At 39.5% G+C, this 14,296-nt stretch carries 14 protein-coding genes; 2 read left to right on the forward strand and 12 right to left on the reverse strand.

Annotated elements, in window-relative coordinates; genetic code table 11:
* Nucleotides 1-5: 5 nt before the first annotated feature.
* The 8 genes from pssA to B155_RS0102155 all read right to left on the reverse strand — a co-directional run bounded on the left by pssA (nucleotide 6) and on the right by B155_RS0102155 (nucleotide 7,077).
* Nucleotides 6-836, reverse strand: a complete 831-nt coding sequence (pssA, locus tag B155_RS0102120; protein WP_018126588.1) for a CDP-diacylglycerol--serine O-phosphatidyltransferase — start codon at nucleotides 834-836, stop codon at nucleotides 6-8.
* Complete coding sequence (locus B155_RS0102125; protein ID WP_040368024.1) at nucleotides 833-1,486, reverse strand: phosphatidylserine decarboxylase family protein; 654 nt, start codon at nucleotides 1,484-1,486, stop codon at nucleotides 833-835. Before B155_RS0102125 ends, pssA begins: the two co-directional genes overlap by 4 nt.
* Nucleotides 1,487-1,489: 3 nt before the next feature.
* Nucleotides 1,490-2,824, reverse strand: a complete 1,335-nt coding sequence (rseP, locus tag B155_RS0102130) for an RIP metalloprotease RseP (protein WP_018126590.1) — start codon at nucleotides 2,822-2,824, stop codon at nucleotides 1,490-1,492.
* A 1-nt stretch (nucleotide 2,825) separates the two neighbouring features.
* On the reverse strand, nucleotides 2,826-3,974 hold the full coding sequence (locus tag B155_RS0102135; protein WP_018126591.1) for a 1-deoxy-D-xylulose-5-phosphate reductoisomerase: 1,149 nt from the start codon (nucleotides 3,972-3,974) through the stop codon (nucleotides 2,826-2,828).
* Nucleotides 3,975-4,025: 51 nt separating this feature from the next.
* On the reverse strand, nucleotides 4,026-4,925 hold the full coding sequence (locus tag B155_RS0102140) for a histone deacetylase family protein (RefSeq protein WP_026167142.1): 900 nt from the start codon (nucleotides 4,923-4,925) through the stop codon (nucleotides 4,026-4,028).
* 13 nt (nucleotides 4,926-4,938) lie between these two features.
* Complete coding sequence (gene pgeF / locus B155_RS12775; protein WP_018126593.1) at nucleotides 4,939-5,691, reverse strand: peptidoglycan editing factor PgeF; 753 nt, start codon at nucleotides 5,689-5,691, stop codon at nucleotides 4,939-4,941.
* Nucleotides 5,672-6,529, reverse strand: coding sequence for a shikimate dehydrogenase (gene aroE, locus B155_RS0102150; RefSeq protein WP_040368027.1), 858 nt, complete (start codon nucleotides 6,527-6,529; stop codon nucleotides 5,672-5,674). The genes pgeF and aroE overlap by 20 nt, the downstream gene beginning before the upstream one ends.
* A gap of 74 nt (nucleotides 6,530-6,603) precedes the next feature.
* Nucleotides 6,604-7,077, reverse strand: a complete 474-nt coding sequence (locus B155_RS0102155) for an SRPBCC family protein (protein ID WP_018126595.1) — start codon at nucleotides 7,075-7,077, stop codon at nucleotides 6,604-6,606.
* Nucleotides 7,078-7,239: 162 nt separating this feature from the next.
* Here B155_RS0102155 and B155_RS0102160 point away from each other — a divergent pair, with 162 nt between their 5' ends.
* Nucleotides 7,240-8,601 (forward strand): hypothetical protein, encoded by a 1,362-nt coding sequence (locus B155_RS0102160; RefSeq protein ID WP_018126596.1) that lies wholly within the window; start codon nucleotides 7,240-7,242, stop codon nucleotides 8,599-8,601.
* A gap of 3 nt (nucleotides 8,602-8,604) precedes the next feature.
* Here B155_RS0102160 and B155_RS0102165 read toward each other — a convergent pair whose 3' ends face one another.
* The 3 genes from B155_RS0102165 to B155_RS0102175 are packed head-to-tail and all read right to left on the reverse strand — an operon-like array spanning nucleotide 8,605 to nucleotide 11,248.
* Nucleotides 8,605-9,918: a tetratricopeptide repeat protein gene (locus B155_RS0102165; protein WP_018126597.1), complete on the reverse strand. Its 1,314-nt coding sequence runs from the start codon at nucleotides 9,916-9,918 to the stop codon at nucleotides 8,605-8,607.
* Between the two features lie 60 nt (nucleotides 9,919-9,978).
* Complete coding sequence (locus tag B155_RS0102170) at nucleotides 9,979-10,548, reverse strand: DUF4331 family protein (RefSeq protein WP_018126598.1); 570 nt, start codon at nucleotides 10,546-10,548, stop codon at nucleotides 9,979-9,981.
* Between the two features lie 37 nt (nucleotides 10,549-10,585).
* Nucleotides 10,586-11,248 carry a DUF4331 family protein gene (locus B155_RS0102175; protein WP_018126599.1) on the reverse strand — a complete coding sequence of 221 codons (663 nt, stop codon included), beginning with the start codon at nucleotides 11,246-11,248 and terminating at the stop codon, nucleotides 10,586-10,588.
* A 138-nt stretch (nucleotides 11,249-11,386) separates the two neighbouring features.
* On the opposite strand from B155_RS0102175, the gene B155_RS0102180 reads away from it, so the two are divergent.
* Nucleotides 11,387-13,681 carry an efflux RND transporter permease subunit gene (locus B155_RS0102180; protein ID WP_018126600.1) on the forward strand — a complete coding sequence of 765 codons (2,295 nt, stop codon included), beginning with the start codon at nucleotides 11,387-11,389 and terminating at the stop codon, nucleotides 13,679-13,681.
* Here B155_RS0102180 and tmk read toward each other — a convergent pair.
* A complete protein-coding gene (gene tmk, locus B155_RS0102185) occupies nucleotides 13,678-14,277 on the reverse strand; it encodes a dTMP kinase (protein ID WP_018126601.1) in 600 nt (199 codons plus the stop codon). The two genes, B155_RS0102180 and tmk, sit on opposite strands and share 4 nt — an antisense overlap.
* Nucleotides 14,278-14,296: the final 19 nt, after the last annotated feature.

Genomic DNA, 14,296 nt, shown 5'->3' on the forward strand with positions numbered 1-14,296 from the left:
AAGTATCAGCTGTAATCTTGGAAATGCTCTTCTCCGTCCACATCAAAATCATTACTGAAATAGTGAATCGCTCCTAGAACAAGTCCTTTAGTGATGAACACTATAAAAACGATCATGAGGCCATATTCTTTGAAGAATATGATCAGTATTAAATAGGCCACTAACAGTAAAATTCGACCTCTTTTCTCTTTTATAGATCGACGATCAAAGCGAGGAATTTTATCAAAATGAATCGTGCTTACCATCAGAAATGAGATCAGTATAACAACTGGTACAAGTACCGAGTTTACCCCTTGATCAAGTCCTTGAAATAAATCTAACTCATCTTTAAAAGTGAGGAAAAACGAACCAAGAATAATGGCTTGAGCTGGAATTGGTAGACCAATAAAATAATCAGCTTTAGGTGATAAGCGTGCATTTACATTGAAACGCGCCAATCTTACTGCACCACATAATGGTGGAATAGCACTAATTAGAATTCCTAGTGTTCCTAATTCATGTAAGCTGAACGTATAGATTAGAAAACCAGGAGCTACCCCAAATGAGACCATATCACTTAATGAGTCGAGTTCTATACCAAAGTCGCTGGTAGCGTCCGCTAGTCGAGCCATAAGGCCATCTAAAACGTCGAAGAGGCCTGCTACTGCAATCAACCATGCTCCACGCTCTAACTCTCCATTTGCAATAGATATGATAGCTAGGAAACCACTAAATAAGTTCATCAAGGTGAAGAAGCTAGGCACTGCTATCCTGCGATTTACAGGAGGTTTATTCCGCCTTTGTCGCTCTCGCTTTTCTTTGAATGAACCGTACTTTTTTTGGATAGGGTATTTCATAGGAGAATCTCCCCAATTACAGATTCACCTGCAACAGTACGATCGCCCTCTCTAACTTTGATTACCACATTATTAGGTACAATCACATCCATACGTGAACCGAACTTCATCATTCCAAAACGCTCGCCTGCTTTAAGCTGGTCGCCTTCTTTGATATGATATACAATTCGGCGAGCTAAGAAACCGGTAATTTGTTTAAAGAAAAACTTAGTACCCGTTGGGTGAAGTACACCAAAATCTGCCCGCTCATTTAACTCAGAAGCATGTTCGTTCCATGCCATTAAATACTTTCCAGGATGGTATTTCAAATACTCCAGTTTACCATCCACTGGATTTCTGTTTACATGAACATCCAACGGAGATAAAAAGATACTAATTTGAGTAGCCTTACCTTTGATGTAAACATCTTCCTCGTATTCTTTTATCTGAACTACTACCCCATCAGCTGGTGAAATAATTAAATTATCTCCCTCAGGTGTAGTTCGTTCTGGATCTCTGAAAAAATAAATAACAATCCCCCAGGAAACTAACACCACGGCATACAGAAGGTATGCTATCCAATGATCAACGTAAGTGTAAGTAAGGGCACAGACTGTTGCCGTAATTACGGTGGCAGCAGCCATTGTAAAATAACCGTCGCGTGCGAACATAAATTAAAATAGTTTTATAACGTCATTAAAGACTACAAAAAGCATTAAGGAAACCAATACGAAGAACCCAATATTTTGAGCAATGATTTTCACTTTCTCGGTTGGTTCCCTACGTGTAATACCTTCATAAATTAAGAATACCAAATGACCTCCATCGAGGGCAGGAATTGGTAGGATATTCATTATAGCTAAAGTAATACTCAATAAAGCAGTGATAGTCCAGAATCCAATCCATCCGTTAGAGTCGGTGGCTTGACGAGTCATATTGGCGATGGCAATCGGTCCGCCTAAGTTTTGTTTAACGGAAATATCACCTGAAATCATTCTTGCAAAACCCTGAAGAATACCAGTGGTTTGTTCTGCAGTTTCATCCCAACCTGCGGCCAATGATTCACCAAAACCATAGTCAATGCGAATACCACCAGCTATATCCAAATCAGGTGGGTAGATTCCTAAGGTGTTGTCACTAGATGGAGTCACACTCACTGTGCGAACTTCACCATCTCTTAGAATCTCCAATTCCATTGGCGTATTCTCAGGATTCGATTCAATCAACGATGTTAACTGAATCCAATACCCAACCTCGGCACCATTTACAGCAATAATTTTATCACCTCGTTGAAGCCCCGCTTCTGAAGCAGGCGAGCCTTCAACAATACCGGAAGGTATGCTAGGGAGTATCAACTCAGGAGAGATAAATCCTCTAGTTTGTAAGCTATCCAAGAAATTGGAAGAAACTGGAACGGTTATTTGCTCACCATCACGAATAACAATGTAGCTTAAATCTTCTGCTGTAAGCACTGAAGAGGCAACTAAGTCATTGAAGTACACAACCTCTTCCCCATTCACTCCAATGATCTTGTCATTATTTCGGAATCCAATCTCATGTAAAATCGACTCTTCTGTAACATAAATACCATCAATGTTTTCAACAGGTACTACCAATTTACCATTGGTCATAACTAAGCCAGAGAAAATAAAGAAGGCTAAAATCATATTGAATATCACACCCGCTGTAATCACGATCATCCTCTGCCAAACGGGTTTACTTCTATATTCCCAGGGTTGTGGCTCAGCTTCTAGATGTTCGGTATCCATACTTTCATCTACCATACCTGATATCTTCACATATCCACCAAGTGGAGTGGCACCAATACAATAATCAGTATCGCCTTTTTTGAATCCCCATATACGTGGTGGGAATCCTACTGAAAAACGCTCAACACGCATCCCAAAAAATTTGGCTGCCAAGAAATGACCCAGTTCGTGTATAAATACTAAGATCATAAGCGCACCCACAAAGATGCCGATCGTCTTTAAAATGTCGAAAAATTCCATATTAATTTATTTGTGCGGCGTAGGCTCGCGTCTCTTTGTCTACCGCTAACAGATTATCTATTGTTAATTCAATATTTGATGCCCATTTATTGAGGCTAACATCCACAACTTTTGGGATGTCAATATAATTAATTTCTTTATTCAAAAAGCGCTTTACCGCCACTTCATTTGCTGCGTTTAAGATAGCTGGCGAAGTCCCTCCATCCGCTATAGCATCGATCGCTAATTTCACACATGGAAAGCGCGCATAATCAACGGGCGCAAAGGTTAAATCGTGTGTGTGTCCCCAATTCATTCGAGGAGTGTCAAGCTCTAAACGATCCGGATAACTCAGAGCATAAATAATAGGCACTTTCATATCGGGTGGACCTAGTTGTGCTTTGCTAGAACCATCAACAAAAGTGACTATTGAATGAATAATACTTTGAGGATGAATCACCGGAGTAATCTTTGAAACGGGAATGTCGAATAGCCATTTAGCTTCAATAATCTCCAAGCCTTTATTCATCATGGTGGCCGAATCGATAGTTATCTTGGCTCCCATATCCCAGTTCGGATGCTTCAGTGCCTGTTCAACCGTAACACTTTTCATCTGCTCTGCTGTGAAATCTTTAAATGGTCCGCCACTCGCCGTAATAATAATCTCTTCAATGTTTTCAGGCCGTTCACCAACTATACTTTGTAGCATCGCACTATGCTCAGAGTCAACAGGTAATAAAGTACCTTCATATTCATTTAAGATGTCTCGAATAATCTCGCCACCAACAACAAGTGATTCTTTATTTGCCAGTGCTACTTTTTTGCCCGCTTTAAGCGCTTCAATGGTAGGTATAAAACCAGCAAAACCTACTAAGCTATTTAACACGGTATCAACTTCATTCATTCGAACAATCTCAACCAATGCATCCTTAGCTGAAAGAATTTTTGTATTCGTTTGAACAGCCTTCTTTAAATCATCAATATGTGAGGAATCACAAATAACCCCGTATTCGGGTGAAAATTCATTGATTTGATCTGCTAGTGCTTCCCAGTTTCTGTTAGCAGTAAGTGTATGAATAGTAAATTTATTCGGATGTTGGCGTACAACTTCTAAAACCTGTGTTCCAATCGAACCCGTTGAACCAAGTAACGCCAGTCTTTGTAATTTCAAATCTTAAAACCTCTTATTTAGAAGCATGAATATAGAGCTCGATTCGGTTAATTAGAAACCCAATTCTTTGGCTATTTCAAACATCTGAGAATGCGCTACTACTGTTTCATTCAAAGAGGGTGCATATCCCCCTGATAATAAAAGCACCAAGGGAATGCCATTTTGGTGAGCTAGTTCAATTACCACTCGATCTCGTTCTCTCAAGCCCGCTAATGTCATTGATAGTCGCCCAAAGTGATCGGTTTCTAGAATATCTATACCTCCGAGGTAATACACTAAATCTGGCTTAAATTGGTTGTATGCTTGGTCTAAACTTTGAATGAGCGAGCGGATATACAGTTCATCAGTGGTGCCATCTTCTAGACCTACATCCATAGTAGAAGGTGGTTTAACAAAGGGATAGTTCTTCTCACCATGAATGGAGTATGTGAATACCGTGTCGTCGTCTTTAAAAATTTCAGCTGTTCCATTCCCTTGATGCACATCGCAATCTATAACCATGGCGTTATTAATCCACTTGGTTTGCTTCAGCATTTTAATAGCTACGGCCACATCATTATATACACAGAAACCCTCACCGTGATCAGGCATGGCATGGTGAGTGCCACCGGCTAAGTTTCCAGCCATCCCATCTTGTAAGGCAATGATACTTGCATTGATGGTGCCTTGAACGGCCAAACGAGAACGAATAGCCAAACTCTTCGACCAAGGCAGCCCCATCCTTCTAATCTCTTTTCGATCTAAAGCCCCATCCCAAACAGCTTTGGCATATCGTTGAGTGTGAGCGGTAAACAAATGCACAAAATCAACCATAGAGGGTTCAATGACCTCACTTTCGGTAATAATGTGTTGATCTAGTAAGTACCTATGCAACCCTTGAAATTTCTTCATTGGGAAGATATGCTCATTGGGTATGGTTGCGTAATAACCCGGACTGTAACTAACTCTCAAACCGCCTTATTCATTAATCATTTAGTTTGATTATCCCCATCATTCTACCGCTTCTTTTACCCTCGCGGCGATAGGAATAATATGCCTGTGAATCTAAGTAGGTACAATCCTTATTTGCTTCGATGCGTTCATTGGCTATACCCGCATTTTCTAATTGATGGATCAGAAAAGCTTTTAAATCAATATGTGGCTTTCGACTCCCTTCTCGTATCACGAACTCATCTGGAAATTGACTTGCTACTTCTTCACCCACTTCAAATTTCGCAGAAGAAATACACGGGCTGATATATACACTAATTGTGTTCTTAGTAGCCCCTATAACTTCCATTTCCTTTATGGTATTCAGAACGATATCTGCTACAGCTCCTCTCCACCCAGCATGGCAAGCTCCAATCACGCCATTTTCCTCATCGGCAAATAAAACAGCGGCACAGTCGGCTACCTGAATGGCTAATGCGATACCAGGCGTCTTACTCACAAACCCATCAACATTTAGATATATGCCGCCTTGCTCTACATTCCTAATTTCATTGCTATGCACTTGTTTAGCAAATGCAATGTTCAGCTTCGGAGTATTAATGAATTCAGCTAATAAATCACGATTATCGCGAATTATATCAGGATTCTCTTCGGTGTTATACCCCAGATTTAGGCCATGGATGCTTGCATCTTCACGAACAAGTTTACCTTTTAGAGTAAACCATGATTGAATGCTTTGATTGTTGAGCTTTTTTGGTGATAAAACTTCAAGCTGGTAAGACTTCATTAATTTTGGATCTAATTATATCAATCGGAAAGTTAAACCCCGTCCACAGATTAAAAGATTTATCCCCTTGATGTATGAGCATATCAATACCTTCAATGGGAGTTCCTCCTGCTTCTTCAGCTTGGCGTAAAAATTTAGTGATTCTAGGATTATACACTACATCGTAGCATATTTTTCCTTCTAATAAATCCACTTCATTGTCTTTCACCGGAGAAGCCTCTGTGTTGGGTGTCATACCTAAAGGAGTAGCATTCACGATCATTGTTGCGTCTTCCGCAAAACTTTGCCATTCATCATAGCTACAACGGGAAACTCGGTTGTCATAATGATCATCAAAGTTTTCAGGTCTTCGAGATACTAAAATGATTTCTTGAACACCGATTGCACTAAGAGCATATACAATTGCTTTGGTTGCCCCACCCGATCCAAATATGATAACTCTTTCGCCAGATAAGTCATCTACATAAGACCTGATAGGCTCAATAAATCCATAGGCATCGGTATTGTAGCCAACTAATTTACCCTGCTCTTTTACAATGGTATTTACAGCGCCTATTTCCATAGCTTCTTCACTTAGGGCATCTACCGTCTCATAGAGTAACTCTTTATGAGGGATGGTAACATTAGCCCCTAAAAATGCAGGTTGATTACAGTGAGCAATTAAGCTGGTGATATCACTTGCTGCCACTGAAACTGAGATATACTCTCCCCCAATTTTATTATGAGCTAATGCCGTGTTGTGCATTAACGGAGAAAGACTATGACTTATAGGATTACCGATGAGTAAGTAATGAGAAAGTTTACTTCGTTCGGATTCAAGAAATGTTCTGAAATTCAAAATCTTAGATTTTTGGACAAAAAAAATGCGCACCTTAAAAAGATGCGCATCGAAAATACGTATTTAAAAAATAACTACGCAGTTACCTCTTCACTTTCTTCTTTAGACTCAATTTCAGTCTCTTTAAAAGTTCCAGACTCAGCCAGTTTCTTGAATGTTTCAAGATCTTTAGCCAATTGTGCAGGAGAATCTTCGATGAAAGAAGCCACGTCTTCGCTAGGCTCTCCAAAGAAGGTACGGTAGTCTAATGAGAACTCAACGCGAGTGCGCTCGCCGTTATCCAGAGGAGTAAAACGAATAGTTCCTGTTTGGTTTAAATTACCGTTGATAGTAATCCACGCAAAACGAGTGTTGCGTAAATTATCGATCAAATTAGTTGTCCATTGAAACTCTTCGTTTCCTATCTTGGTTTTGTACTCGAAAGTTTGTGAGTTTATTCGAGTAACTGAGTCGATACGACTCAAGAACTTAGGGAATTCAACTGGATTGCTTAATAGCTCATACACTTTGGCAAGAGGTAAATCAATTTCGATTCTTTCGTGCGCCATAATAGATTACTTAGTACTTGTGTTCGTTTGAGATTAAAATCTTTTTATTGAACCGAATTTCACGGATACAGGTAGGACTTAACCATTATGCTCCAAAAATACGGATAAATTGCTTAAGCCTCAATCTTCTTTACATACAAAATTTAATAATTAATCATTTTTATGCCTTTATATCAAATAAAGAGAATAACTTCGGCTATCTCACTTTTATTTTCTCTCTCTTTACTGATCCCTACAGCTCAGGCTCAACAAACATCAGGCTTTCTTAGAAACTATAATGCATTTTTAACTACCAACGGGCAAGATTATCTAGTAGGACGCAACCGTTTGGGCTTCGACCTCTCCTACGAAACAAGCTACGGAACGCTTTTTTTATCCAACGAAATACTGAACACTTATACCACTAACGCGAATAATTATGCCTACGATTTCTCTGAAGGCTACATAGATATGTACTTTTCGAAGAGCGATTTGAGAGTGGGAAAGCAAGTGATTAACCAAGGCCGAACAGATGGAGCGTTTATCACCGACATTCACTCCCCTATTGATTTGAGTGAGTTTCTCACACAACAGGTAGAAGATATCAAAGGAGGCATACCTGCAGTTAAGTATACTCGATACTATGGGAATAACTTTTTAGAGGTTATTGCTACCCCCATCTTTCAATCAGATATGATAGCAAGGCCTGAGAGCCGATGGTTCCCATTCAAAGAATTAGATCGTAATACGAATGTAGTTTATGCCGACTCAAGCATGGATGATACTAAAGCCTTATTTCAGTCTTCTATTAAATGGGGACTTCGCTCAAGCCTGAAATGGGATTTGGATATATATGCAATGTGGTGGGCGAACAGCTCCCCTGCTTATGAAAAGGAGTTCACTTTGGTAGGTGAACCCGTTGCAACTCAACCTGGTTTTATTGTAACCAAATCATATAAGAGAATACCCATTCTTGCATATTCTGGAAACTATGTAATCTCGGATTCGTGGTTACTTAAATCAGAATCGGCCTTTCATTTCGAGAAACAATTCGACTACTTCCCTGAGCAATTTAGTGAAGGTGATCCCTCAACCTTACCCCCTGCTGAGCAACAAGCGCTATTCGTAGAGCTTTCTTCAAACGATGATGGGTACTTAATGGATAAGCCATGGAGCATTAGCATGATTGGGCTTCAAACTTCCATTGCTGGAATCACCGTTAGCTCGCAGTTATTTTGGGAGCATATCTATGGGTATGATGAAGATATTCTACAGAAACAAGATTTCGTGTATAGCACGCTTTTACTTCAAAAAAGCTTACTCCGTGAAAAGCTAACACTATATAGTTTTGGTAGATATAACTATTCAGGAAATGATTTCTGGATAAACCCTAGAGCTAGCTATGCTATTCAAGATGGATTAGATGCCACTTTTGGCTTTCATCTATTTGGAGGAGAGGAAACTGAGCGCCTTTATGGACATTTCAGCTTTAAAGATTATGCAGCCAATTCATTTACTTACCTTAAATTGACTGCATATTTCTAAGATTTATTGGATATGAGAGCGAATCATTTTCGCTGTTACAGGGCCTAACTCAAACTCACTTTCTAGTGCTTCTTTCATGAGTTGGGTTCCTTTCTCATTATCACCATTGCTAGCTAATACTATACCAGCGATATAAGTAGGTTCGGGCTCAAAAGTTTTGCCTATTACTTTTTCCTCAATAATTTTTTGAGCTTTTTCAGTTTCACCTTGATGGTGTAAAATCCATGCTTGAGTACTATAAGTGGTAGGATTTGGTCTATTTGAAATTTCTTTATCTAATAATGAAGCTGCAAAAGTATAATCGCCAAACTCAGTAGCAGCTAATTTAATGAGTTCAACATCATACATGCGATAGTACTTCTCCTTTGAAGCTTCTTCATAAAAGGCTTTTAAATAGGATGTTTTCAAGGCATCATTCCCTTCGTACTCAGCTATTTCAGCTTGCAATAATTTAACATCAGGAGCACTTACATTTTGCTCTATAAAGCTTAAAATCTCTTTCGCAAAAGCCACATTTCCGTCATGTGCATATGCGATATAAGCGATTCCTTTTAGAGAATGTAAATATGAGGCTTTCGAAGATTCCTGATTTAATGCGTATTTGAACATATCGTATGAAGCCTTCACTTCACCATTGTGGCCTAGTCTATCTCCTAAATTACTGCTGGTCCACGCCACTAAGCTCTTACTATAATCTACACGGTCTTGTGCAGCTCTTAGTGCATTTAATGAAGCTTCAGAATCGCCTATATGATCTTGAAACTGAGTATTTCGGATTAAAAAATTGAAAGAAGCTTTGTTGGTTATTTCATTTTCTAAAATATGGCGGGCATGTTCGTAATCGCCCGTTTCCATACTAGCATCAAAAATGATCATTTTGCTATATAAATCGTCTTTTTTAACAACTAAGGCTTGTTCAGCATAATCAATGGCTGTCTGAAAATCGTGCTTGGTAATAGATATTTGAGCTAATGCTTGCAGTACTTCAGCATTTTCGCCTTTATAAAATTCATTGCTCTTCATAAGCTGAGCATCAGCTTTCGCTAAATATTCTACATCTCTTGTTATACCAAATAGTGCCTGATATGCTGAAGCCAACTTCATTCGGTATACGGGGGTCTCGTTCTTATCTAATTTCTCTTGCCAGAACTCAACTTCTTCTTTTGCTTGATCTAAGCCACTATTTTGAACCCATAGTTCACTAGATAGAAAAGGCTTTATTTCTTGCTCGCTTACAATATTCTTTGATTCATCGCTAACTGAACAAGCCGTCAATAAGCCTATAGTTAGTAAGGATGTTAGTATCAGGTTTTTCATAATATTCCTCTTTATAAAAAGAGCCCTCGAAAGGGCTCTTATATGATTAACAATTCAGGCTTACCAAGGACTAGCTAGGTAAGGAAATGTGGATAGAAACTCTTTATCGTTCGAGCTTACATTATCATCTGTTAGCGCAGAAAAGTCTGTGCCATCTTCTTGCATTCCATCACCTGCAGGACCACCGAAAATCAGTAGTAATTCCACACTAATAACGTCATCGGCTAAAGCACGACCCGTTAGTACATTCTGACCATCAAAGAAAGTAGTTGTACCGTTTAATGATACATTAAGAACATCGGTTGCTAATAAACCTGTAAAGGTTGCAGCATCTTGTCCCAATGCATTAGTTGTGTACTTATCAGCGGTTAAGGCATTCAGCTTTGCTAAAAATGCGCTTGAAAATGCGGCTGATTGCTCTGATGGCAACGTTGTGTTAAATGTATTTTTGTTATCTGCTGAAACGAACACGGTGTTTATAGCCGGGCGTCCCATTTGGTCAGAAGTTGAAAATTGTGCGTTTTCATCGATGGGCGTCATTGGAGCGTCATCGTCGTTGCTGCTGGTGCTACATGCCATGGCAGTAAGGCCACTCAGCAATAAAAGGGTAAATAGTCTTGTAATCTTCATGTCTATATTATTTTAAAATTCTTAAATGTGCGATTGCTTAGTTAATACGTGTTTTCGAAGAAACCCATGTATTAATCGTGCTGCTGCTACCAAGTGCTGATTTAGGTACTTCTACCACAACACTCATAACATTTGTACCAGCGAAAGTGTCATCGCCTGGATTGTTGAAACCAGAGGCATTACCTGCAATAATTTCATTGTACTGAGCAAAATCCATGAAGAACGGATCGTCTCTTGGTCCTGCGAAAAGCTTCATTCCACTTTCAGAGGCAATATTTGCTTCACTACCGTACGGAGTGATATCAACAGAAATCTGATTTACAGCATCAAATTCAACACCACTGGTTAAACCAGTTAAAGATGGTTGAACTGGACCGTAAGCATATGCCTTACCGTCTGCGAAGATTACTTGAATAACTAAGTCTTCAATATTGTCACCACTGTTATCAATATTAAATTGAATCATGGTGTTTGAATTGAAGTTTGCATCGCCTGTAGCAGATGGTGAAAGAAGTCCTTGAGTGTTAGCTACAAAAACTAGATTGTCGTTGTTTTCAGGGCTTTGAAAAGCGTAGTAGTCAGTGATATCTACATTCGTACCTGATACAGCTGGTGCATCAATGTGATCGGCTGCGAATACGATCAATGAGCCCACTGCTAAAAGTGATAATAGTGAGTAGGTTAGTTTCTTAAATTTCATAATGGTTCTTTTTATTGTTCATCGTTCGCTTATGTGTACGAATACATATAAAATTCAGATTGGTGGGAATTGATATTTCTTAAAAAAGGTTAGCTTTGCATCTATGAATCATCTACCGCTACAAACCTGTAAATCCTTATGATGGATAAGTTTGCTAACTTTGTATTGGCCCATCCTCGGCTAATAACTTTTTTTATTTTTGTACTCGTTGTATTGGCTGCATTGCCGGCATCTAAGATTAGAACCGACTTCGATCTTGAAAATTTTTACCCTGATACAGACCCAACGGTTCAATCCTATCGATACTTAGAAGAAGAGTTTGGACGAGATGATAATATCATCATGGTTGGGTTTAAGGATTCTACCTTTTTCACTAAAGAAGGACTGCTTCAACTCAAACAAATTGTAGATTCAGTTAAGCAGATTCCTTTGGTTGAAGATGTTCGCAGTGTATGGTCGGCCGAAGAAATGGTAAACAACAACGGCTCACTTACCTTTGATCCTTTTTTAGATGAAGATTCTTTAGCCCATTCACTTTCTTCTGCTAAAGCGAATATCACACAAGACCCTTTTGCTGCTGGCTTTTTTATTGATGAAGGCGCTCAGACCACCGCATTTTATATAGAGATAGAGGAAGAGAATAACACCTACGAAACTCGGAATGCTCTGATCAATGAACTCAATTCAATTTTAGAGAGCTATCCCGAAACTGATTTCAAAATTACGGGCATCCCCTATTTCAGAAATCAGTATGTAAACACCTTAAACGGGGAGGTAATTTTTTATATCTCTTTCTCGTCGGTGCTGATAATAATACTGCTATGGTATCTCTACCGAAGTATATCAGGGGTGATTATTCCGATGTTAATCGTTTGGTTCACCGTTCTATTTACGGTTGCAGCCATCACGCTTACTGGAGGCTACTTAGAGATTATGAGTAGTACCATTGCGCCCATCCTGCTCTGTGTGGGGGTGGCCGATTCCATACATATGATCTCCAAATTTGATGACGCCATTCAAAATGGATTCGAAAAGAGTAAAGCCATCCTCGAAATGTTGTTGACCCTTGGAAGTGCCACTTTCCTAACAAGTATCACAACAGCTATAGGCTTCGGCACCTTAATCACCAGCTCTGTGGTTCCTATGAAGCGATTCGGCTTATATACAGCCCTTGGAGTTCTCATCGCTTACACTATTACCATACTATTCTTACCTGCTATCATTAAGATTACCAAAATTGATCGAGTCTTTAAAGAAAATGGTGGACGTTTATATACTTGGATTGCCGAAAAATTAAGTCTGCTTTCCATCTTCAATAGAAGATATTTTAAAACCATTTCCATATCGGCCATATTGATTTGTGGATTGATTGGACTAGGCATGTTCAAACTCAATGTAAACGGTCGCGTGTTTGATGATGTAAGTCGCAGTTCAGTATTAATTCAAGACAGTAATTTTTTCTCTGAAGAACTAGCCCCTGCCTTCCCACTTGAATTTGTAATCGACACGAAAGTTGAAAGTGGCATTACCGATCCTAGGTTACTGAACAAAGTAGATCAATTTCAGGCACACCTTCTATCCTACCCTGAAATTAAAAGAGCGACTTCGTTCACCACGCTTATCAAAGAGCTACACGAGACTATGGCTCCAGACAAAGCCGAACTATCAACTATCCCTAATAACCCTGCCCTTCTTTCCCAATATTTGTTACTACTAGAAATTACTGGAAACGATGTACTTTCTCGAGTTACGGATTTCGACTACCAAAAATTACGTATTGCTGCACAAACGGAGGATGCAGGCTCGATGCGAATTAATGAAATCCGAGCTTCAATCGAGGAGTATATCTCCAGCAACTTTGTGGAGGAGGAAATAGATGTACTCATCACGGGCTCCACTATACTAAGTGCAAATTTAGTAGGCAAAATGGTGTATTCGCTCGCAAGCAGTATCGGCTTAGCTTTTATCTGTATTTCCATACTAATGGCCTTCCTATTCAAAGACCTTAAGATGGTGCTCATTTCTCTGATCCCAAATATTATGCCGTTAGTATTAATTGCTGGAATCATGGGAATACTTGGCATCGACATCAAACCTTCCACAGCGGTGATCTTTACCATTGCTTTTGGGATTGCTGTAGACGACACCATCCACTACTTAGCGCGATTTAGGATAGAGCTGAAGAGAGGTTTAGACATTCAGGAAGCTTTAGAAATAACTACGCAGAAAACAGGTCGAGCAATCATAATAACGAGCTTCATTCTACTTGCTGGTTTTGGGACATTAATCACGAGTGCATTCACCTCAACAACGCTGATGGGAATACTGGTTGCCGCCACCATTTTGTTTGCTGTAATTGCCGACTTAATCGTGCTACCATCCCTCTTCTATTGGTTGAATCCTAAATTGAAGGATATCCGAGCAAAGAATTAAAGGATGGAGATATGCTCTACAATTTGGGTATGCACTTGATCTTGGGATTGAGAAGCATCGATGGTCACAAATCGGTCTTCCTGTTCCGCTAAATCATCAAAACCTTGAATCACTCTACGGAAAAATGCTTCTCCAGACTTTTCCATGCGATCTTTTTGCATGTGAGCCGTTCGCTTCGCGGATTCTTCGAGGCTCAACTTGAGGTAGAAAGTTAGATCGGGTGCGATACTATGAGAGGCTACGGTATTAATTTGATGCACTTGCTCTAAGGGCAAACTTCCACGGCCATAACCTTGATAAGCGGTAGTTGAATCATAAAAACGATCGAGGATCACAACGGCATTCTCGGCTAACAAAGGTTTTACTTTCTCGGCCATAAGCTGAGAACGTGCCGATGAAAAAAGAAGTAATTCTGTTACCGGATCGATTTCAATTTCAGGATTTAGAAGCATCCCACGAATAAGCTCCGATATATCCGTACCACCAGGTTCACGAAGTACTACTACTTTGTGTCCAGCTTTTTGGAGTTTGTCTTTTAATAATTCGATTTGAGTGGATTTACCACTTCCATCGATACCTTCGAATGTTATAAGCATGCCCTAAATCTAAAAATAA

The organism is Balneola vulgaris DSM 17893 (assembly GCF_000375465.1).
Taxonomy (GTDB): Bacteria; Bacteroidota; Rhodothermia; order Balneolales; family Balneolaceae; genus Balneola; species Balneola vulgaris.

Coding starts and splice junctions, on each gene's coding strand:
- pssA (WP_018126588.1), bottom strand. CDS start 836: ATGAAATACCCTATCCAAAAAAAGTACGGTTCATTCAAAGAAAAGCGA.
- B155_RS0102125 (WP_040368024.1), bottom strand. CDS start 1,486: ATGTTCGCACGCGACGGTTATTTTACAATGGCTGCTGCCACCGTAATT.
- rseP (WP_018126590.1), bottom strand. CDS start 2,824: ATGGAATTTTTCGACATTTTAAAGACGATCGGCATCTTTGTGGGTGCG.
- pgeF (WP_018126593.1), bottom strand. CDS start 5,691: ATGAAGTCTTACCAGCTTGAAGTTTTATCACCAAAAAAGCTCAACAAT.
- B155_RS0102155 (WP_018126595.1), bottom strand. CDS start 7,077: ATGGCGCACGAAAGAATCGAAATTGATTTACCTCTTGCCAAAGTGTAT.
- B155_RS0102160 (WP_018126596.1), top strand. CDS start 7,240: ATGCCTTTATATCAAATAAAGAGAATAACTTCGGCTATCTCACTTTTA.
- B155_RS0102165 (WP_018126597.1), bottom strand. CDS start 9,918: ATGAAAAACCTGATACTAACATCCTTACTAACTATAGGCTTATTGACG.
- B155_RS0102170 (WP_018126598.1), bottom strand. CDS start 10,548: ATGAAGATTACAAGACTATTTACCCTTTTATTGCTGAGTGGCCTTACT.
- B155_RS0102175 (WP_018126599.1), bottom strand. CDS start 11,248: ATGAAATTTAAGAAACTAACCTACTCACTATTATCACTTTTAGCAGTG.
- B155_RS0102180 (WP_018126600.1), top strand. CDS start 11,387: ATGATGGATAAGTTTGCTAACTTTGTATTGGCCCATCCTCGGCTAATA.
- tmk (WP_018126601.1), bottom strand. CDS start 14,277: ATGCTTATAACATTCGAAGGTATCGATGGAAGTGGTAAATCCACTCAA.